The following is a 20,008-nucleotide window of genomic DNA, read 5'->3' as shown; positions in this document are numbered from 1 at the left end:
GCATCGCGCACCTTGCCGGCACTCCATGACCTGGCCGCCAGTTCGTATGGCGGCGACGAAGCCGGGCTGATCTGCGGCTACCTGTTCGACCCGGGCGCGTCGGGCCCCGAGGCCTCGCGCGAGATCGACTCGAGCCAGGCCGCGGCCTGGCTCGATGCCCTGCCGCCCGGCGAAGAATTCGCGGGCGCGCCCTTCGAGGGCCCCTACGCCTGGCTGCACTTCAACCTGAGCCATGCCCAGGCCGAGCGCTGGCTGCGGCGCCACGCGCGGCTGTCGGACACCTTCTACGAGACGCTGCACGACGGCCTGCCCTCCACGCGCATCGAGCGCGCCGACGATGCGCTGATCGCGGTCATCAACGACGTGCACTTCGAGTTCAGCTTCGAGCCCTCGGACATCTCGACGCTGTGGATCGCGGTCGGCGCGCGGCTGGTCGTGACGGCGCGCAGCAAGCCGCTGCGTTCGGTCGACGCGCTGCGCACCGCGGTCAAGGCCGGCGACGCGCCGGGCTCGAGCACCGAGCTGCTCGAGCACCTGCTGCGCGCGCAGGCCGACGTGCTGGTGAAGATCGTGCGCGGCGTGACCGGCCGCGTCGACCGCATCGAGGACGAACTGCTGGCCGGCCGGCTCGACCACAAGCGCGCCCGCCTGGGCGTGATGCGCCGGCTGCTGGTGCGGCTGCAGCGGCTGCTGGCGCCCGAGCCGGCGGCGCTGTTCCGGCTGCTGCAGCGCCCGCCGGGCTGGATGGCCGAGGACGACACGCAGGAGCTGCGCGGCGCGACCGAGGAGTTCTCGGTGGTGCTGCGCGACATGCAGGCGCTGCAGGAACGCATCAAGCTGCTGCAGGAAGAGATCGCCGCCAACGTCAACGAGGACAACAACCGCAGCCTGTTCGTGCTGACGGTGGTCACGGTGCTGGCGCTGCCGATCAACATCCTGGCCGGCCTGTTCGGCATGAACGTCGGCGGCATCCCGCTGGCCGAGCACAAGCACGGCTTCTGGATCGTGGTGGCGATCGTCGCCACCTTCACCGCGGTGGCCGCCTGGGCCGCTTTCAGGAAGAAGCGCTGAGCCGCTCCACCGCTGCGGTTAATGCTATTTATCTAGTAGCAAATACGAGCACCCATGCGACCGTGTCGACAGGCCGGAGCGCCTAGAATCGACCGGTGTCCTCCATTCTCAATGCCGACCTGCACTGCCACTCCGTGGTGTCCGACGGCACACTGACGCCCGAAGAACTCGCCGTGCGCGCCGCCAGCAATGGCGTCGACCTGTGGGCGCTGACCGACCACGACGAGATCGGCGGCCAGCACCGCGCCGCCGCCGCCGCGCGCGAGAACGGCATGCGCTACCTCACCGGCACCGAGATCTCGGTCACCTTCGCGGGCGAGACCGTGCACATCGTCGGCCTGGGCTTCGACCCCGACGACGCCGCCATGACCCAGGGCCTGTACGACACCCGCGGCGGCCGCGGCAAGCGCGCGCAGGAAATGTCCGAGGGCCTGGCCAAGGTCGGCATCCAGGGCGCCTACGAAGGCGCGCTGCGGTTCGTCGGCAACCCCGAGCTGATCTCGCGCACGCACTTCGCGCGCTTCCTGGTCGAGCAGGGCCACTGCCGCGACACGCCCGAGGTGTTCCGCAAGTACCTCACCGAGGGCAAGCCCGGCTACGTGCCGCACCGCTGGGCCACGCTGAAGGACGCGGTGCACTGGATCACCTCGGCCAAGGGCCTGGCCGTGATCGCGCACCCGGGCCGCTACAAGTTCAGCGCCAACGAGGAGTACGCGCTGTTCCTCGAGTTCAAGGCGCATGGCGGCCAGGCGATCGAGGTCGTCACCGGCAGCCACACCCCGGCCGAATACGTCGAGTACGCCGACAAGGCGCTCGAGTTCGGTTTCGCCGCCTCGCGCGGCAGCGATTTCCACAGCCCCGACGAGAGCCACTGCGACCTCGGCAAGCTGCCGCCGCTGCACGCTTCGCTCACGCCGGTATGGGAACTGCTCGGCCACCGAATCCAGACCTAGCGTGAGCCAGTTGCCCGGGACCGCGACCGAAAGCGCCGCCACCCAGGCGCTGGCCCAGGCCCGCGCCGCGGCCCAGGCCGCCTCCAGCCGCGAATCCGAACGCATCCTGGCCGGCATCGGCCTCGTGGTGCTGGCCGTGGCCTGCTTCGCCACGCTCGACACCGCCACCAAGATCTCGACCGCGAGCGTGCCGATCCTCATGGGCGTGTGGTTCCGCTATGCCTTCCAGGCCGTGGCCACCACCGCCGTGCTGCTGCCGCTGCGCGGCACCGCGCTGCTGCGCACCGCACATCCGCGCTACCAGGCGCTGCGCGGGGCGCTGCTGCTGGGCTCGAGCCTGTTCGCCTTCATGAGCCTGCGCTACATGCCGCTGGCCGAGTTCACCTCGATCGTGCTGATCGCGCCGCTGGTGATCACGCTGCTGGCGGCCACCACGCTCAAGGAGCATGTCTCGCCGCTGCGCTGGACGCTGGTGGCGGGCGGCTTCGCGGGCACGCTGGTCATCCTGCGGCCCGGCGGCGGCGCCTTCAGCTGGGCCATCCTGCTGCCGATCGGCCTGGTGATGACCAACGCCTGGTTCCAGGTGCTCACGAGCAAGCTCGCGCAGACCGAGAACCCGCTGACCATGCACTTCTACACCGGCTGGGTCGGCACCCTGCTGGCCTCGCTGGCGGTGCCCTTCGCCTGGACCGCGCTGCCCTCGTGGCACTGGTGGGCCCTGCTGTGCCTCATGGGCTTCATGGGCACCGTGGGGCACTTCATGCTGATCCTCGCCTACCAGCGCGCGCCGGCCTCCACCCTCACGCCCTACCTCTATGCGCAGATCGCCTTCGCGATGCTCGGCGGCTGGCTGATGTTCTCCCACGTGCCCGATGTCGTGTCGCTGGTCGGCATGGCGATGATCGCCGTCTGCGGCGCGGCCGGTGCCTGGCTCACCGTGCGCGAGCGCCGCGTGCCGATCGAACCCGCGGAATCCTGATCAGGAGCGTTTTTCATGGCCCAGTACTTCGAAGTCCACCCCGACAACCCCCAGCAGCGGCTGCTCAAGCAGGCCGCGGCACTGCTGCAGCGCGGCGAGATCGTCGCGGTGCCCACCGACTCCAGCTACGCGCTGGCCTGCCACCTCGACGACAGGGACGCGGTCGACCAGCTGCGCCGCATCCGCCAGGTCGACGACAAGCACCACCTGACCCTGATCTGCCGCGACCTCAGCGAGCTCGCGAACTACGCGCGCGTGGACAACAAGCAGTACCGCCTGCTGAAGGCCGCCACGCCCGGCCCCTATACCTTCCTGCTCGAGGCCACCAAGGAAGTGCCGCGGCGCGTGAGCCATCCGCAGCGCAAGACCATCGGCCTGCGCGTGCCCGACCACAAGGTGCTGCTGGAGCTGCTGGCGCTGCATGGCGCGCCGCTTTTGGCCACCACGCTGATCGCGCCCGGCGAGACCGAGGCGCTCAACGACGCCGAGGTCATCCGCGAGCGCTTCGAGAAGCAGATCGCGGGCGTGATCGACGCCGGCGCCTGCCCCTCCCAGCCGACCACCGTGGTCGACCTCACGCCCATGGGCAGCGGCGACGATCCGGTGGTGGTGCGCCAGGGGCGCGGCGCGCTCTCGGTGCTGGGCCTGTGATGCGGCCTTCGTTTTCCCCTTGTTCCGTCTGACACAATCTCGCAGTGGATATCTCCAATCTGATACAGACGGTCCTGATCTATGCGCTGCCCGTGATCTTCGCGATCACCGTGCACGAAGCCGCGCACGGCTACGTGGCGCGCTACCTCGGCGACAACACCGCGGCGGTCATGGGCCGCGTCACGCTCAATCCGATGAAGCACATCGACCCCATCGGGACCATCCTGATGCCGCTGATGCTCTACTTCGCGACCTCGGGCGCCTTCCTGTTCGGCTATGCCAAGCCGGTGCCGGTCAATTTCGGCCGGCTGCGCCATCCCAAGCGCGACATGGTCTGGGTGGCGCTGGCCGGCCCGGCCTCGAACTTCATCCAGGCGATTCTCTGGGCCGTGGTCTGGGCGGTGCTCATCGGCGTCGGCGTGCAGGAGCCCTTCTTCATCAAGATGGCGCAGGGCGGCGTGCTGGTCAACCTCGTGATGTGGGCCTTCAACCTCTTTCCGCTGCCGCCGCTCGACGGCGGCCGCGTGCTGGCCGGGCTGCTGCCCAACGGGCCGGCGCAGAACTTCCTCGCCCGCATCGAGCCCTACGGTTTCTTCATCGTGATGGGCCTGGTGCTCGCCGGCATCGTCAGCAAGTTCTGGCTGATGCCGCTGATGAGCGTGGGCTACGAGGTGCTCGATCTGCTGATCGGGCCGCTGCAGGCCCTGTTGCGTTGATGTTGCGTTAGTTTCCAGTTCCGACCATGGCTTCGTTCTCCCCTTCCCCGCTGCGCGTCCTCACCGGCATCACGCCCTCCGGCACGCCCCATCTCGGCAACTACGTCGGCTCGATCCGCCATTCGGTGCGCCAGAGCGTCGCGCCCGGCGTCGAGAGCTACTTCTTCCTGGCCGACTACCACGCCCTCATCAAGGTGCAGGAGCCCGCGAAGATCCAGCGCTCCACGCTGGAGATCGCCGCCAGCTGGCTGGCCTGCGGGCTCGATCCCGAGCGCGTCACCTTCTACCGCCAGTCCGACATCCCCGAGATCCCCGAGCTCACCTGGTTCCTGACCTGCGTCACCGGCAAGGGCGTGCTCAACCGCGCCCATGCCTACAAGGCCCAGGTCGACAAGAACGCCGCCAAGGGCGAGGACGTCGATGCCGACGTCACCGCGGGCCTGTTCATGTACCCGGTGCTGATGGGCGCGGACATCCTGATGTTCAACGCCCACAAGGTGCCCGTGGGCCGCGACCAGGTGCAGCACATCGAGATGGCGCGCGACATGGCGCAGCGCTTCAACCACCTCTACGGCGATCACTTCACGCTGCCGGACGCCGAGATCGACGAGGCCGTCGCCACCCTGCCGGGCCTCGACGGCCGCAAGATGAGCAAGAGCTACAACAACACGATCCCGTTGTTCACGCCGCGCGCCCAGCTGCAAAAGCAGATCGCGAGCATCGTGACCGACTCGCGCGCGCCCGGTGAGCCCAAGGAGACCGAGGGCTCGGCGCTGTTCCAGATCTACCAGGCCTTCGCCAGTGCCGACGAAACGGAAGCGCTGCGCAAGTCCTACGCCGAGGGCATCGCCTGGGGCGACGCCAAGCAGGTGCTGTTCGAGCGCATCGACCGCGAGGTGGCGCCGCTGCGCGAGCGCTACGAGGCGCTGATGGCCGACCCCGCGCAGATCGAGCGCACGCTGCTCATCGGCGCCGACAAGGCGCGCGCGCTGTCGCGCCCGTTCATGACGCGGCTGCGCCACGCGGTCGGCCTGCGCAACCTGGCCGACGCCGGCGATGGCGCCAAGGCGCGCAAGGGCGGCAAGGGCGCGGGCAAGGCCGGCTTCAAGCAGTACCGCGAACGCGACGGGATGTTCTATTTCAAGCTGCTCGACGCGAGCGGCGAAACCCTGCTGCAGAGCCGAGCTTTCGCCTCGCCGCAGGAGGCCGGCCGTACCATCGCGGCGCTGCAGGAGCAGCGCGGCGCGGCCTTGACGACTTATGCGGATCGGCTCGAGCCGATCGCCACGGATGAAGGATTGCGCGCCGCGAGCGAGGCGCTGGAGGCACTGTCGGAGGCCACCGCCACCACCAAGGGCGGCTGATCCGGCAACCGCCACCGGCCCATCCGCCGGTGGACGAGAAGAGAGAAGACGGTGCGATCACAAAGGAAGAAAACATGAGCATATATGTCATCGACGACCACCCCCTGATGCGCGACGCGATCGTGATGGTCCTGCGGCGCCTTCGTCCGGCCGAGAACATCGTCGAGCTCGAACGGCTCGACAAGCTCGCGAGTTCCGTCGCGCAGCGCGGAGCGCCCACGCTCTTCTGTCTGGACCTGAAGCTGCCCGACACCAACGGCGTCTCGGGGGTGATCGCGGTCAAGCAGGTCTATCCCAACGTGCCGATCGCCGTCTATTCGGCCGCGCCCTCGGCCGACATGGAAGACGCCTGCATCGAAGCCGGTGCCGACACCTACATCGAGAAGTCGGCCAGCTCGGCCGAGCTGGCGGCGGCCCTGCGCGGCCTGTTGATGGCCGGTTCGGAAGAAGCCGACGAGCCGCCGCTGGCGAGCAACAGCAAGCTCTCGAAGCGCCAGACCCAGCTGATCGCCATGCTCGACAAGGGCATGAGCAACCGCGACATCGCCACCGACCTCGAGATCAGCGAACACACGGTGAAGGTGCACCTGTGGCGCCTGTTCCGCCGCCTGGGCGTGAAGAGCCGCACGCAGGCGCTGCACTACGCGCGCACGAACGGGTTGCTGTCGGGCTGAGGCCGGGCCGCAGCGTCGTGAAGGAGCCGCGCCATGTGCGCGGCTTTTTCTTTGGGCGCGGAGCCTTTCAGCCCACCGCCGCGCTCACCCGCGCCTGCGCCACCGCCTCGTCCGCATCGTGCAGCGCCACGCGGAACACGCTGCCGCTGCCCAGGCGCGAGCGCACGCTGACCGGGTGGCCCAGCACGTGCGACAGGCGCGCGACGATCGCCAGGCCGAGGCCGAAGCCGTCGGAGGTGCCGGCATGGTCGGCCACCTTGTAGAACTCGAGGAACACGTCGCGCAGGTGCTCGGGCGCGATGCCGATGCCGGTGTCCCAGACCTCCACGCGCATGCCCTCGCGGGTGCGGCGCGAGGCCAGCAGCACGCCGCCCTCGGGCGTGTACTTGATCGCGTTGGCGAGCAGGTTGCCGATCATGCGGCGCACGCGGATCGGGTCGGTGAGGAAGCTGCCCTCGGTCACGTGGACGCGGAAATCGAGCCCCTTGCTCTCGGCCACGGGGCGGTACTGGAGCTCCAGGTCCTGCAGCAGCTCGGCGATGTCCACGCGCTCGATGTGCAGCCGCACCTGGCCCGAGTCGATGCGCGCGAGGTCGAACATGGAGTCGAACAGCGCATTGACCGCATGGGTGGCGCGCACGATCTTCGGCGCCAGCTCGAGCACCAGCTCGGGCTCGTTGCGCAGCCAGTCGGCGTACAGCGACAGCGCCAGCACCGGCTGGCGCATGTCGTGCGCGGCGCTCGCGAGGAAGCGGTTCTTCATCGCCACGGCCGCCACCGCCGCCTGCCGCTGCTGGGTCAGCGACTTGATCAGGATGTGGTTGTGGAACAGCAGCTCCAGGCTGTTGCGCGCGGTCTCGTGGATGTGGTGGCCGGCGCGCAGCAGCAGGTACCAGTGCAGCGTGGGCAGGATCGGCAGCAGGAAGCCGTACTGGAACTGCGGATGCTCGAGGTTGATGACCACCAGCCGCACCAGCACCGAACCGAGCACGGTGGCGAACAGCGTGTTGACGAAGCGCTTGAGCAGCGGCGGGTGCAGCGCCAGCCCGTTGAGCGGCGAGGTCGCGACGCCCGCGATCACCAGCCAGCTGATGAACTGGTTGACCTGCGGCACGCGCTCGAAGAACAGCAGCACCGACAGCCCCCAGACGAAGGCGCTGGCGGTCCAGACGAAGGCATAGCGGTCGGCGTACTGCTGCTGCGCCAGCGCGCTGCGCCCGACGTAGCGCACCGCGTACACACGTGCGGCCCAGGCCCGGCAGGCCATCGAGATCAGGCCGGCGGTGAGCCAGGTCAGCACCTCCCAGCGCGGCAGCGCCGACCAGTTGAGCGCCGCCATGCCGACCATCAAGGTGCCCGACACGAGGTAGGAGCCGCGCGCCGAGCGCATCAGGCTGCGGATCAGCTCGCCGCGCACCCAGGCCTCGGCCTCGTCGGCGGAGGCCGGCACGGGCGTGAGGCTGGTGATCGAGGCGGCGGTGGCCATCAGGCAGCGCCTTTTCTGCGGTAGCGGGCCAAAACCATGGATGAGGGGTGCGGGTGGAGCCGGCGGCCGGAACGGCGTTCCGGCCAGTCCGGCGATCTTACCGGGCCGCAGGCCGGTGTTTCACGCCGTAACAACCGCCCCGGATGCGACGAGCCTTGAGGCACGATGGGCATCCCTTCGCTTTCCGGGCCTGCCGCCATGCTTTCCCACGTGTTCCTCGGCGTGAGCGACTTCGAGCGCGCCTTCGGCTTCCATGCCGCCGTCATGAACGAGCTCGGCCATGCGCTGCGCTTTCGCGACGACAGCCGCCCCTGGGCCGGCTGGCAGCGCCCCGACGGCGCCGCGCCCGCTGTTCCTGATCGGCGCGCCCTTCGACGGCCAGGAGCCGGCGGTGGGCAACGGCCAGATGGTCGCGCTGCTGGCGGCCGACCGCGCCACGGTCGACCGTGTCCATGCCGTGGCGCTGGCCCACGGCGGGCGCTGCGAGGGCCCGCCCGGGCTGCGCCCGCACTACCACGCCAACTACTACGGCGCCTACTTCCGCGATCCCGACGGCAACAAGCTCTGCGTCTGCTGCCACGACCCCGTCTAGCTAGAAGGCCCGCTCCTGCACCGTCGCGTGCGGATGCAGCGGATGCGTCAGCGTGTCCGCGATCAGCCGCAGCGCGTCGTCGCACCCCTCGCGCGACATCGGCCCGCCGAGGCAGATGCGCACCGCGTCGGGCGGATCGCCGTCGGTCGAGAAGGCCGCGCTCGCGACCACGCCCACGTTGCGCGTGCGCAGGAAGGAGGCGAACTCGACCGGGCTCCAGCCCGGCGTGAGCGGCAGCCAGGCATGGAAGCCCTCGGGATGCGCCTGCAGCCCGTGGTCGCCGAGATGGCGCGCGGCCAGCAGCTGGCGCGCGGCCGATTCGGCGCGCACCGCCTGCAGCATGGCGTCGGCCGTGCCGTCCTCGACCCACATCGTGGTCAGCGCATTGGTGACCGGCGAGGCCATCACCGTGGTGGCGCGCAGCGCGCCCGCGAGCCGCTGCGACTGGCGCGCGGTCGGGGCGCAGACGTAGGCGCTGCGCAGCCCCGCGCCGAAGCACTTCGAGAAGCCGGTGACGTAGTAGGTGAGCGCGGGCGCCAGCGTGGCGAGCGTGGGCGGCATCTGGCGCGGCAGCATGCCGTAGGCGTCGTCCTCGATGATCGGCACCGCGTAGCGCAACGCCACGTCGGCCAGCGCCTCGCGCCGCGCGCGGCTCACGGTGCCGGTGGTGGGGTTGAGCAGGGTCGGGTTGCAGTACAGCGCCTTGGGCTTCAGGGTCTTGCAGGCGTGCTCGAAGGCATCGGCGATCGGGCCGTCGTCGTCGAGCTGCAGCGCATGCAGCTGCACGCCGAGCTGGGCCGCGATGGCCTTGATGCCCGGGTAGGTCAGCGACTCCACGCACACCAGCTCGCCGGGCCGCGCGAGCTGCGAGATCAGCGCGGTCAGCACGCCGTGGATGCCGGGCACACCAGGATGCGGTCGACGCCGGCCTCGGGCACGTGCGGGCGCAGCCACTGCATCGCGGCCTCGCGGTCGTGCACCGTGCCGCCGAAGTCCTGGTAGCGCAGCAGCTCGTAGAGGTCGGCCTGCGCGAAGGCCTGCGCGGCGCCTTCGTGCATGCGCGCCACCAAGTGCTCGTCGCGCGGCTCGGGCGGCATGTTCATCGTCATCTCGGCGCCGCTGCCGCCGCGCAGCCGCAGGCTCGGGCTGCCGGTGCGGATGAAGGTGCCGCTGCCCGCGCGCGAGTCGATCAGCCCGCGCTTGCGCGCCTCGGCATAGCCGCGCGCCACGGTCGTGTAGTTGAGCTGCAGGTCCGCCGCCAGCTCGCGCAGCGTGGGCAGCCGGTCGCGCGCGCCGAGCCGGCCGGTGCGGATGTCGTCGGCGATCAGGTCGGCCAGCAGCAGGTAGGCCGGCTTGGCGCTGGCGCGCAGCTGCTTGCGCCAGTGCAGCGTGACCGGGGCGGCGGGGGCGATCGGGGCGGTGTCGGAGGCGGCCACTTGATTGCATCCATTGATTGCATCGGGGGACCGATCAACCCGCAGGAAACGTGCCCGTCGCCAGCGGGTCCCGAGGGCCGGCGATGCCTCCAAGGGGTGCGATCAACCCCCTTGATCGGGTGCATTGATCGCACGCGAAACGCTTCGCCACGGTGCGGCGCGGCCTGCCGCGGGCCGCGCGCGACCCGCTCGCGGCACCCGCGCGGAAATTTTTTCGCGCCCGCATGCGGCACCGCTGCGCCTTGATCGCAACTTGATTGCATCACCGGCTCCGCGCCCTGGCACATGGCGTGCGAAGAAGGAGGGGCGCAGACGCTGCTGCGTTCCTCTCCTTCATCCCTTTCACCGGAGTACCCCATGCCCACCGTGACCCGTCCCCGCAACGAAAAAGGCGAGTTCCTCGTCGACTACGAAGAGAAGGTGTTCGAAGACGTGAAGGCCGAGCCCGGCGAGAAGGCGCTCGTGACCTTCCACACCGTGGCCTTCGAAGGCTCGATCGGCTTCGTGAACCTGCTGCAGGCCACGCGCCTGCGCCGCAAGGGCTTCGAGACCTCGATCCTGCTCTACGGCCCCGGCGTCACGCTGGGCGTGCAGCGCGGCTTCCCGACCCTGGGCGACGAGGCCTTCCCGGGCCACCAGAACTTCAACAAGCAGATCGCGACCTTCATCGGCGAGGGCGGCAAGGTCTACGCCTGCCGCTTCGCGCTGCAGGCGCTCTACGGCCACGGCGAAGGCGCGCTGATCGAAGGCATCAAGCCGATCAACCCGCTCGACGTGCTCGACCTGATCCTGCTGCACCGCAAGCAGAACGCCTTCATCCTCGACACCTGGACGCTGTGATGCCCACCCCCGTTGCTTGCTCACTTCGTGTAGCCGCCTCCCCCCTCGAGGGGGCAACACCAGCGGCCCGGCAAAGCCGGTTCCGCGGTGTTTCCCGAACGGGCCTCGCTGCGCTCGCCGCGGCATCGCGCTGAGGTGCGGCGATGGGGACCTCCAATTCTTCACGCATCGTCCGCGCCGCGGCGATCCAGATCGCGCCGGACTTCGACCGTCCCGATGGCACGCTCGATCGGGTGTGCAGCGCGATCGACGAAGCCGCTTCGAAGGGCGCGCAGCTCGCGGTCTTCCCCGAGACCTTCGTGCCCTACTACCCCTACTTCAGCTTCGTGCTGCCGCCGGTGCTCCAGGGCGCGCCGCACCTGCGGCTGGCCGAGCGCGCGGTGGTGGTGCCCGGTCCGGTCACGCAGGCCGTGGCCGAGCGGGCCCGCGCCGCGGCGTGGTGGTGGTGCTCGGCGTCAACGAGCGCGACCACGGCAGCCTCTACAACACGCAGCTGGTGTTCGACGCCGACGGCACGCTCGTGCTCAAGCGCCGCAAGATCACGCCGACGTATCACGAGCGCATGGTCTGGGGCCAGGGCGACGGCGCCGGGCTCAAGGTGGTCGACACCGCCATCGGCCGCGTCGGCGCGCTGGCCTGCTGGGAGCACTACAACCCGCTGGCACGCTACAGCCTGATGGCGCAGCACGAGGAGATCCACTGCGCGCAGTTCCCGGGCTCGCTGGTGGGCCCGATCTTCGCCGAGCAGATGGAGGTGACGATCCGCCACCACGCGCTCGAGTCGGGCTGCTTCGTGGTCAACGCCACCGGCTGGCTCAGCGACGAGCAGATCCGCAGCGTCACGCCCGACCCCGACCTGCAGAAGGCGCTGCGCGGCGGCTGCCACACCGCCATCGTCTCGCCCGAGGGCCGGCATCTCGCGCCGCCGCTCACCGAGGGCGAAGGCATGGTGATCGCCGACCTCGACATGGCGCTGATCGCCAAACGCAAGCGAATGATGGATTCGGTCGGCCACTACGCGCGCCCCGAGCTGCTCTCGCTCGCCATCGACGACCGGCCCGCGGCCACCACCGTGCCGATGCACACCCTTTCTTCCCACCCACGGAGCCCCGACCATGACGACGACCGCCGCCCTCGCACCGAACCCCGCAACGAATTCCGCGCCGGTGGACAGCCGCCAGCTGATGACGGAGCTCCAGTCCTTCGGGTTGCGGCTGGCTGACCCCGGCGCGGGCGCCGCCAGCCGCCGCGGCGGCGCCGGCCCCTCGGACCACAAGGCCGTGCTGGTCGACGGCCACACGATCATGGTGCCGGTGCACACCGCGAGCGCCTGGCATTCGCCGTTCACGGCCGAGGCGCCGAACGCGCAGGGCGTGAGCCGCGTGATGCGCGGCAGCATCCCGATCGCGAACATCGCCTTTCCGCGCCAGCCCGCGCTTCTACGGAATGCAGACCTTCGACGGCGTGCCCTACTCGCACATCGCCACGCTGCACGGCAGCGACGTGCTCGCCACCACGGTGCTGCAGACCTGCATCCGCTACGAGAGCCGGCGCAAGAGCTGCAAGTTCTGCGCGATCGGCCAGTCGCTCGCGGCCGGCCGCACCGTGGCGCACAAGACGCCGCAGCAGCTCGCCGAGGTGGCGCGCGCGGCCGTGCTGCTCGACGGCGTGAAGCACATGGTGCTGACCACCGGCACGCCCAACGCCACCGACCGCGGCGCGGCGGTGCTGTGCGAGAGCGCCTTCGCGATCAAGGCCGCGGTCGACATCCCGATCCAGGGCCAGTGCGAGCCGCCCGACGACGACCGCTGGTTCCAGCGCATGAAGGCCGCGGGCATCGACACGCTGGGCATGCACCTGGAGGTGGTCACGCCCGAGGTGCGCGAACGCATCATGCCGGGCAAGGCCAGCGTGCCGGTGTCGCGCTACATGAGCGCCTTCGAGGCCGCGGTGGCGGTGTTCGGCCGCGGCCAGGTCAGCACCTACATCCTCGCGGGCCTCGGCGATTCGCGCGAGGCCATCCTCTCGATCTGCGACGAGCTGCTCGCGCGCGGCGTCTACCCCTTCGTCGTGCCCTTCGTGCCGATCAGCGGCACGCCGCTCGAGGACCATCCCGCGCCCACGCCCGAGTTCATGAAGTCGCTGCTCGAGCCGCTGGGACGGCGCGTCGCGGCCGCCGGCCTGCGCTCGGCCGACATCAAGGCCGGCTGCGGCAAGTGCGGCGCCTGCTCGTCGCTGTCCGTCTACGAGGCCTGAGATGAAGACCGCCGAAGCCTGGAGCGAGCTGCCGCTGGCCTACGCGCCGGTCGAATACCTCGTGCGCGAGGCCGCCCAGCAATGGGAGCGCGACGAGGCGATGGCGCTGCGTCGCGCGGTGTTCTGCATCGAGCAGGGCATCTTCGCGCGCGACGACCGCGACGCGATCGACGACCACGCGCTGCTGCTGGTGGCGATGTCGTGCAACGCCGGCATGCCCGAGCAGGTGGTGGGCACGGTGCGCATCCACCGCGGCGCGGCAGCGGGCGAATGGTGGGGCTCGCGGCTCGCGGTGCACCCGGCCTTCCGCAGCCAGGGCCACCTGGGCGCCACGCTGATCCGGCTCGCGGTGTCGCGCGCCCATGCGCTGGGCTGCACGCTGTTCCTCGCGCAGGTGCAGCTGCAGAACGAGGCGCCGTTCGGCAAGCTCGGCTGGACCACGCTCGGCCAGTGCGAGGTGCAGGGCCGAGCGCATGCGCGCATGCGCGCCGACCTCGGCGTCTATCCGCCCTGCCACGATCCGGTCAGCGGCTTCGTCACGCGCGCGAGGGTGGCGCGATGAGCCGCGCCGCCGAGATCGCCGAAGCGCTGCGCGCCACGCGCGGCTTCGCCCACAAGCGCGACATCAGCGACGTGGTGGCCGCACTGGGCCGCTCGCTGCCCGGCGGCCACGCGGCGCTCGCGCAGGCCGTGCCCGTGGGCGACGACTGCGCCGCCATTCCCGACGGCCGCGGCGGCTACCTGCTGTTCGCGATCGAGGGACTGGTCGAGGACTTCATCGTGCGCATGCCCTGGTTCGCGGGCTACTGCGGCGTGATGGTCAACGTGAGCGACATCTACGCGATGGGCGGACGCCCGACCGCGGTGGTCGACGCGCTGTGGAGCAGCGGCATGAACCCGGCCGACCAGGTGCTCGGCGGCATGGCCGAGGCCGCGGTGCGCTACGGCGTGCCGATCGTCGGCGGCCACAGCAACAACCGCAGCGAGCGGCCGCAGCTCGCGGTCGCGATCCTCGGCCACGCGCGCCGGCTGATCACGAGCTTCGATGCGCGGCCCGGCGACCTGCTGGTGATGGCGGCCGACCTGCGCGGCGCCTACGAGGAGCCCTTTCCCTACTGGAACGCCTCGACGCGCGCGCCGGCCGCGCGGCTGCGCGCCGACCTCGAGCTGCTGCCCGCGCTCGCCGAGGCCGGCCTGTGCCGCGCCGGCAAGGACATCAGCATGGCCGGCGCGGTCGGCACCGCGATGATGCTGCTCGAATGCTCGGGCGTGGGGGCGACGATCGAGCTCGACGCGCTGCCCCGGCCCGAGGGCGTGCCGCTGCTGCGCTGGCTGTCGTCGTTCCCGAGCTACGGCTTCGTGCTCAGCGTGGCGCCCGCGCAGCTCGCGCGCGTGCTCGCGCGCTTCGCGGCGCGCGACATCGCCTGCGGCGTGATCGGCACCGTGGACGAGGGCCGCGCCGTGCGCCTGCGCGCCGACGGCGAGGAGGCCCTGCTGTGGGACTTCGGCCGCGATGCCTTCATCCAGCCGCCGGCGCTGTCCGCCGGTGCCCGCGAAGCCACCGCCGCGAGGACCACGCCATGCCCGTGACGCACTTCCGCGTGCGCTGGCCCGATGCCGGCGAATCGCGCTGCTACTCGCCCTCGAGCGTGGTGCGCGAGCACTTCGCGCCCGGCGAACGCTATGCGCGCGACGAGTTCCTGCGGCGCGCGCGCGAGGCGCTGGGCATCGCCTCCGAGCGCGTGCGCGCCCGCTACGGCTTCGCCTGCTCGCAGGCGATGGACCAGCTCGCCGAGATCGAGCGCATCGCCGCGCGCTTCGAGCCGGGCGCCGAGGTCACCGTGCTGGCCTTCGACTGACCCTCCATTCACACACGCGACCCAGCGAGAAAGCGAGACTCCCCATGTCCCACCCCACCCATCCCGAGCATCCCTACGGCGGCCGCAGCCACTACAGCGTGGCGATCGTCGGCGGCGGCCAGGCCGGCCTGTCGCTGAGCCACTGCCTGCAGCAGCGCGGCATCGACCACCTCGTGATCGAGAAGCGCGGCCTGGTCCACAGCTGGCGCACGCAGCGCTGGGATTCGTTCTGCCTGGTCACGCCCAACTGGCAGTGCCAGCTGCCGGGCTGGTCCTACCAGGGCGACGATCCGCACGGCTTCATGGTCAAGGACCAGATCAACGACTGGCTCGCGGGCTTCGTGGCGCAGGTGAAGCCGCCCGCGCTCGAGGGCGTGACGGTGCAGCGCGTGGCCTTCGTGCCCGAGAGCGGCGAGCGCGGCCGCTACGAGGTGCACACCGATGCCGGCCTCTACACCGCCGACCAGGTGGTGGTGGCCTCGGGCGCGTATCACAAGCCGATCGTGCCGCGGCTGGCCGAGAAGCTGCCGGCCTCGGTGGCGCAGTACCACTCGGCGCAGTACCGCAATCCCGCGCAGCTGCCCGCGGGCGCGGTGCTGGTGGTGGGCTGCGGCCAGTCGGGCGCGCAGATCGCCGAGGACCTGCACCTGGCCGGGCGCAAGGTCTACCTCGCGACCGGCGACGCGCCGCGCTGCGCGCGCTTCTACCGCGGCCGCGAGGTGGTCGACTGGCTCGCCACCATGCAGTACTACGACATGCCGGTCGGCGCCCATCCGCTGCGCGAAGGCGTGCGCGACAACACCAACCACTACCTGACCGGCCGCGACGGCGGGCGCGACATCGACCTGCGGCGCTTCGCGCTCGAAGGCATGGAGCTGTTCGGCCTGCTGACCGACCTGCACGACGGCGTGCTGCAGTTCCAGCCCAACCTGGGCGCGCACCTCGACCATGCCGACCGCGTCTACAACAACATCAACGCCTCGATCGACAAGTACATCGCCGCCAACGGCATCGAGGCGCCGCCGCCCTCGGTCTACACGCCCGTGTGGGAACCGCCCGAGGAACGCACCCGGCTCGACCTCGCGGCCGCGGGCATCACCAGCGTGCTGTGGTGCATCGGCTTCTCGCCCGACTTCGCCTGGGTCGACGCGCCGGTGTTCAACGGCCGCGGCCACCCGGTGCACCAGCGCGGCGTCACGCGCGAGCCGGGGCTGTACTTCCTCGGCCTGCCGTGGCTGCACACCTGGGGTTCGGGCGCTTCTCGGGCGTGGCGCGCGACGCGGAATTCCTCGCCGAGGCGATCGATGCGCGGCGCGCCGGGCTGCGCGCGGCACCCGAGCTCGCGCCGCCCCATCTGCAGGCGGCCTGAGCGCGCAGCTCCGGCGTCAGGCGGCCATGCCCGCGAGCGAATCGGCCACGTCGATCGCGCGCGGCAGCGCGGCGCGCACGGCGTCGATGAAGTGCCGCAGCTTGGCCGACTGGAAGCGCGTCTGCGGATAGACCAGGTACACCGGCAGCGGCGGCGCCTGCCATTGCGGCACCAGCCGCAGCAGCCGGCCGCGCGCGATGTCGTCGTTGAGCAGCCAGGCCGAGCCCATGCAGGCGCCGAGCCCCAGCACCGCCGCGTTGCGCAGCGCGTAGAGGCCGTCGGTGCTCAGGCGCGGGCGGATCGGCACGCGGCATTCCTCGCCGCTCGTCACGTGCGAGAGCCGCAACTCGGTGCGGTAGAAGGTGCGCAGCGCGAGCCAGGGCAGCGCCGCGAGTTCGGCGGCATGCGCGATCGGCGGCCGGCCTTCCATCAGCGCCGGCGCGGCGGCCACGATGCGAGGAATCTCCGAGAGCTTGAGCGCCACCACCGAGGGGTCGTCGATCTCGCCGACCTGGATCGCGCAGTCGATGTTCTCGGTGATGAAGTCGGGTCGGCGGTCGTGCAGCAGCCATTCGACGTCGACGCGCGGGTTCTCGCGCAGGTAGCGGTGCAGCGGATGCATCAGCAGGTCCTGCCCGAGCGCATGCGGCGCGATCACGCGCAGCGTGCCCTCGGCCGCGCGGCCGGCGCCGCGCAGTTCGTCCTCGAAGGCGGCCCAGTCGGCCAGCAACTCCTTCGCGCGCGCGAAGCAGCGCTCGCCGTCCTCGGTGAGCTTCATGCCGTGGGTGGAACGCCGCAGCAGGCGCAGCCCGAGCGAGCGCTCGAGCGCCTGCAGGCGCCGGCTCACGGTGGGCTGGCTCATGCCGAGCTGGGCCGCGGCGGCCGACAGGCTGCCCGCTTCGACGATGCGGACGAAGGTCTGCATGAGCTCGACCCGGTCGGCCGGGGCGGCGGCGGGCGTTTCGGGGCGGAATTCGGGGTCATGGCGGGATTCTGAGCCTTGTATGCGTCGAACGTATATACGTTGTTCGCTGCCTAGGACTACCGTTCAAGCGCTCTGCCCTGCAAACTCCGCGCACTTTCCGCCGAATCCAAGGGTAAATACCATGTCTTCCATTCAATCAGCGCATGCGGGCACCCCGCCGCTGGCCCCGGCCGCCCCGGCCCTGCCCGCCTCGCTGGTGCTGCTGCTCGCCAGCGGCGCCGGCTTCGCGGTGGCCGCCCTCTATTACAACCAGCCGATGCTGGGCGCGCTCGCGGCCGACATCGGCGCGCCGACGCGCACGGTCGGCTTCGTGCCGACGCTGACCCAGCTCGGCTACGCGCTGGGCATCCTGTTCCTGGCGCCGCTGGGCGACCGCTACGACCGGCGCCGCATCATCCTCGCCAAGGCGGCCGTGCTGTGCGTGGCGCTGCTGCTCGCGGGCGCCTCGCCCTCGATCGGCATGCTGCTGGCCGCGAGCCTGGCGATCGGGCTGGCCGCCACCATGGCGCAGGACATCGTGCCGGCCGCCGCCACCCTGGCGCCCGAGGCCAGCCGCGGCAAGACCGTGGGCACGGTGATGACCGGGCTGCTGTTCGGCATCCTGCTGTCGCGCGTGGTCAGTGGCTTCGTGGCCGAGCACTTCGGCTGGCGCACGATGTTCGTGGCCGCCGCCGCCAGCATCGCGCTGATCGGCGCGGCCGCCTGGCGCGGACTGCCGCGCTTCAAGGCCACCACGCACCTGGGCTACGGCGCGCTGCTGCGCTCGCTGGCCACGCTGTGGCAGCGCCATGGCGCGCTGCGCCGCGCGGCCTGGGCGCAGGGCCTGCTCTCGATCGGCTTCAGCGCCTTCTGGTCCACGCTGGCCGTGATGCTGCACGGCGAGCCCTTCCACCTCGGCAGCACCGCGGCCGGCGCCTTCGGCCTGGCCGGCGCGGCCGGTGCGCTGGCCGCGCCGCTCGCGGGCCGGCTGGCCGACCGCCGCGGCCCGGAGCTGGTGACGCGGCTGGGCGCCGCGCTGGTGGTGGTCTCGTTCGCGGTGATGGCGCTCGCGCCGCTGCTGGCCCCGGGCGCGCAGCTCGCGGTGATCGTGGTGGCGGTGGTCGGCTTCGACCTCGGCGTGCAGGCCACGCTGATCGCGCACCAGACCATCGTCTACGGCATCGAGCCGGGCGCGCGCAGCCGGCTCAACGCGGTGCTGTTCACGGCGATGTTCATCGGCATGGCGATCGGCTCCGCGGTGGGTGCGCTGGCGCTCGCGCAATGGGGCTGGGCCGCGGTGACGGCGCTCGCCATCGCCTCGTCGGCCGCGACGCTCGCGGTGCGGCTGTGGCCGATGTCGGGCCGGGCCTGAGGCTGAGACCGGTCCGCGCTCAGGCCGGCGCCGGCGCCGCCGCCGGCATCGAGAAGCCCTTACGCAGCAGCGCCGCCGCGAGCCGCGCGCAGACCACGCGGTCGGGCGCGCCGAGCACCACGGCCAGCAGGCGCCGGCCCTCGTGCGCCGCGGTGGCGATCTGGTGCGCGCCCGTCGCGGGCGAGAAGGCCGCCGCCAGGCCGTCGACGCCGCGCACCGTGCCCAGCAGCAGGTTGACGTTGGGCACCGCCTGTTCCCAGGGATCGAGCCGGGTCTTGCTGGCGATGGCGACGAGCGCCGGATGCTCGCGCATCAGCCGCGCGGCCAGCCGCAGCACGTCGACGGCATGGCTGCGCGCGCTCTCGTCCTGGCCCGCGGGACAGGCGAAGCGGGTGTCGCGCAGGCCCCAGGCCACGGCCTGGCGGTTCATGGCCTCGACGAAGGCCTCGGTGGTGCCGCTGTGCCAGGCGGCGAGCGCGAAGGCGGCGCTGTCGGACGAGGCGATCAGCACGGCCTCGAGCAGGCGCTGCACCGACAGCCGCACCATGGCCTCGGCGCCGACCGCGACCGGCGTGCGCTCGGCGCGCCGGTCGCGCCGCTCGGCGACCAGCTTGCGCTCCACCAGCATCGCGGTCGCGAGCTTGGCGAGGCCGGCCGGCGGGTAGCTGCCGGCGGCGGGCTCATGGCCCAGCAGCCGGTGGGCCGCGAGGTCGTAGAGCGCCCAGCTCGCGGCTGGCGGCAGGGCCGGCGCGGACTTGTCGCGCGGCGCCTCGGCGGGCGCGGACGACAGCACCCGCGCGGCTTTCCAGTCGAGCCCCGCGGCCTGTTCGAGGTCCGGCGGCAACTGGTCCGCTGCGACGATGCGGTAGGGCGGGGCGGGGGGAAAGGGCTTCAATCGGCGGGGTCCGGCGTGGGGTCGGCGGCGTGGTGCGTGCCGCCGGCATTGTCCGTTGCCGACGCGCGCCGCGTCAGACGGCGAGGGCCTGCTCCACGTCCTGCGTCTTGCGGCGCGCGAGCGCGAGGTTCGACTTCGACTTGTCGAGCACCAGGTAGACGAACAGGCCCTCGTGCTTCTGCAGCGGGCGGATGATGTGGTACTGGCGGCCGAGCGTGATCAGGATGTCCTCGATCACGTCGTTCAGGCCGAGCGCGCGCATGGTCTTGTTCTTGGCGCGCACCACTTCGGTATTGCCCGCGGCCGCCACTTCGAGGTCCACGCCCGAGCCGACCTGACCCAGGATCATGCCGCTGCCGGAGTCGACCAGCGCCGCGCACAGCGCGCCGTCGATCGTCATCAGTTCGTCCATGGATTGCTTGATATTTGCCATCGCTGTCTTTCGTAGTCCATCGCCCTGAGGATCGGCCGCCACCCGGGCGAGTGATGAGCGGCGGCCGGTTGGTAAGTCGGCGTCGAGAGAGAAGGCCC

General features: G+C 71.1%; 16 protein-coding genes and 5 pseudogenes. 16 read left to right on the top strand and 5 right to left on the bottom strand.

The annotated features are described in order from the left end of the window. Positions 1-12: 12 nt before the first annotated feature. The 7 genes from ACHMXE_RS18390 (at position 13) to ACHMXE_RS18360 (ending at position 6,408) form a co-directional block, all read left to right on the top strand. A complete protein-coding gene (locus tag ACHMXE_RS18390; protein WP_395350514.1) occupies positions 13-1,071 on the top strand; it encodes a transporter in 1,059 nt (352 codons plus the stop codon). Positions 1,072-1,166: 95 nt separating this feature from the next. Continuing rightward, a complete protein-coding gene (locus ACHMXE_RS18385; RefSeq protein WP_203202462.1) occupies positions 1,167-2,024 on the top strand; it encodes a 3',5'-nucleoside bisphosphate phosphatase in 858 nt (285 codons plus the stop codon). A gap of 1 nt (position 2,025) precedes the next feature. Further along, on the top strand, positions 2,026-3,003 hold the full coding sequence (locus ACHMXE_RS18380) for a DMT family transporter (protein WP_203202463.1): 978 nt from the start codon (positions 2,026-2,028) through the stop codon (positions 3,001-3,003). Positions 3,004-3,018: 15 nt separating this feature from the next. Beyond that, positions 3,019-3,654: an L-threonylcarbamoyladenylate synthase gene (locus ACHMXE_RS18375; RefSeq protein WP_203202464.1), complete on the top strand. Its 636-nt coding sequence runs from the start codon at positions 3,019-3,021 to the stop codon at positions 3,652-3,654. Positions 3,655-3,698: 44 nt separating this feature from the next. Further along, entirely contained in the window at positions 3,699-4,370 is a 672-nt protein-coding gene (locus tag ACHMXE_RS18370) for a site-2 protease family protein (RefSeq protein WP_203202465.1), read from the top strand. Between the two features lie 26 nt (positions 4,371-4,396). Continuing rightward, positions 4,397-5,734 carry a tryptophan--tRNA ligase gene (locus ACHMXE_RS18365; protein WP_395350511.1) on the top strand — a complete coding sequence of 446 codons (1,338 nt, stop codon included), beginning with the start codon at positions 4,397-4,399 and terminating at the stop codon, positions 5,732-5,734. Positions 5,735-5,808: 74 nt separating this feature from the next. Beyond that, entirely contained in the window at positions 5,809-6,408 is a 600-nt protein-coding gene (locus ACHMXE_RS18360; protein WP_203202467.1) for a LuxR C-terminal-related transcriptional regulator, read from the top strand. A gap of 67 nt (positions 6,409-6,475) precedes the next feature. Here the strand turns inward: ACHMXE_RS18360 and ACHMXE_RS18355 are convergent, their stop codons facing one another. Continuing rightward, positions 6,476-7,894, bottom strand: a complete 1,419-nt coding sequence (locus tag ACHMXE_RS18355) for a HAMP domain-containing sensor histidine kinase (RefSeq protein ID WP_057594426.1) — start codon at positions 7,892-7,894, stop codon at positions 6,476-6,478. A gap of 198 nt (positions 7,895-8,092) precedes the next feature. On the opposite strand from ACHMXE_RS18355, the pseudogene ACHMXE_RS18350 reads away from it, so the two are divergent. After that, a pseudogene (locus ACHMXE_RS18350) lies at positions 8,093-8,486 on the top strand (VOC family protein). On the opposite strand, the pseudogene ACHMXE_RS18345 reads toward ACHMXE_RS18350, so the two are convergent. Further along, a pseudogene (locus tag ACHMXE_RS18345) lies at positions 8,487-9,898 on the bottom strand (PLP-dependent aminotransferase family protein). A gap of 381 nt (positions 9,899-10,279) precedes the next feature. On the opposite strand from ACHMXE_RS18345, the gene ACHMXE_RS18340 reads away from it, so the two are divergent. The 7 genes and pseudogenes from ACHMXE_RS18340 to ACHMXE_RS18310 all read left to right on the top strand — a co-directional run bounded on the left by ACHMXE_RS18340 (position 10,280) and on the right by ACHMXE_RS18310 (position 16,246). After that, positions 10,280-10,762 (top strand): MSMEG_0572/Sll0783 family nitrogen starvation response protein, encoded by a 483-nt coding sequence (locus tag ACHMXE_RS18340; RefSeq protein ID WP_209543934.1) that lies wholly within the window; start codon positions 10,280-10,282, stop codon positions 10,760-10,762. A 143-nt stretch (positions 10,763-10,905) separates the two neighbouring features. Then, positions 10,906-11,984 (top strand): annotated as a pseudogene (locus ACHMXE_RS18335) (Nit6803 family nitrilase). Continuing rightward, positions 11,947-13,018, top strand: a pseudogene (locus tag ACHMXE_RS18330) (MSMEG_0568 family radical SAM protein). Before ACHMXE_RS18335 ends, ACHMXE_RS18330 begins: the two co-directional pseudogenes overlap by 38 nt. A 1-nt stretch (position 13,019) precedes the next feature. Then, positions 13,020-13,580: an MSMEG_0567/Sll0786 family nitrogen starvation N-acetyltransferase gene (locus tag ACHMXE_RS18325; RefSeq protein ID WP_395350509.1), complete on the top strand. Its 561-nt coding sequence runs from the start codon at positions 13,020-13,022 to the stop codon at positions 13,578-13,580. Next, entirely contained in the window at positions 13,577-14,608 is a 1,032-nt protein-coding gene (locus tag ACHMXE_RS18320; protein ID WP_209543931.1) for a sll0787 family AIR synthase-like protein, read from the top strand. The genes ACHMXE_RS18325 and ACHMXE_RS18320 overlap by 4 nt, the downstream gene beginning before the upstream one ends. Continuing rightward, entirely contained in the window at positions 14,599-14,877 is a 279-nt protein-coding gene (locus ACHMXE_RS18315; protein WP_209543930.1) for an MSMEG_0570 family nitrogen starvation response protein, read from the top strand. The genes ACHMXE_RS18320 and ACHMXE_RS18315 overlap by 10 nt, the downstream gene beginning before the upstream one ends. 44 nt (positions 14,878-14,921) lie before the next feature. Then, positions 14,922-16,246: pseudogene (locus tag ACHMXE_RS18310) on the top strand (MSMEG_0569 family flavin-dependent oxidoreductase). A 16-nt stretch (positions 16,247-16,262) separates the two neighbouring features. On the opposite strand, the gene ACHMXE_RS18305 reads toward ACHMXE_RS18310, so the two are convergent. After that, complete coding sequence (locus tag ACHMXE_RS18305) at positions 16,263-17,171, bottom strand: LysR substrate-binding domain-containing protein (protein WP_395350506.1); 909 nt, start codon at positions 17,169-17,171, stop codon at positions 16,263-16,265. A 181-nt stretch (positions 17,172-17,352) separates the two neighbouring features. On the opposite strand from ACHMXE_RS18305, the gene ACHMXE_RS18300 reads away from it, so the two are divergent. Continuing rightward, positions 17,353-18,582 (top strand): MFS transporter, encoded by a 1,230-nt coding sequence (locus ACHMXE_RS18300; RefSeq protein ID WP_203202475.1) that lies wholly within the window; start codon positions 17,353-17,355, stop codon positions 18,580-18,582. Positions 18,583-18,601: 19 nt separating this feature from the next. Here the strand turns inward: ACHMXE_RS18300 and ACHMXE_RS18295 are convergent, their stop codons facing one another. Both ACHMXE_RS18295 and ACHMXE_RS18290 read right to left on the bottom strand, forming a co-directional pair. Beyond that, positions 18,602-19,477: a D-alanyl-D-alanine carboxypeptidase family protein gene (locus ACHMXE_RS18295; RefSeq protein WP_395350504.1), complete on the bottom strand. Its 876-nt coding sequence runs from the start codon at positions 19,475-19,477 to the stop codon at positions 18,602-18,604. A gap of 73 nt (positions 19,478-19,550) precedes the next feature. After that, positions 19,551-19,910, bottom strand: coding sequence for a hypothetical protein (locus ACHMXE_RS18290; RefSeq protein WP_203202477.1), 360 nt, complete (start codon positions 19,908-19,910; stop codon positions 19,551-19,553). Positions 19,911-20,008: the final 98 nt, after the last annotated feature.

It is taken from the genome of Variovorax sp. UC122_21, from assembly GCF_044056785.1.
In the GTDB taxonomy this organism is placed as follows: domain Bacteria; phylum Pseudomonadota; class Gammaproteobacteria; order Burkholderiales; family Burkholderiaceae_C; genus Variovorax.
Note: the sequence above shows the minus strand (reverse complement) of the source record. Positions and strands in the feature narration are given on the sequence as shown.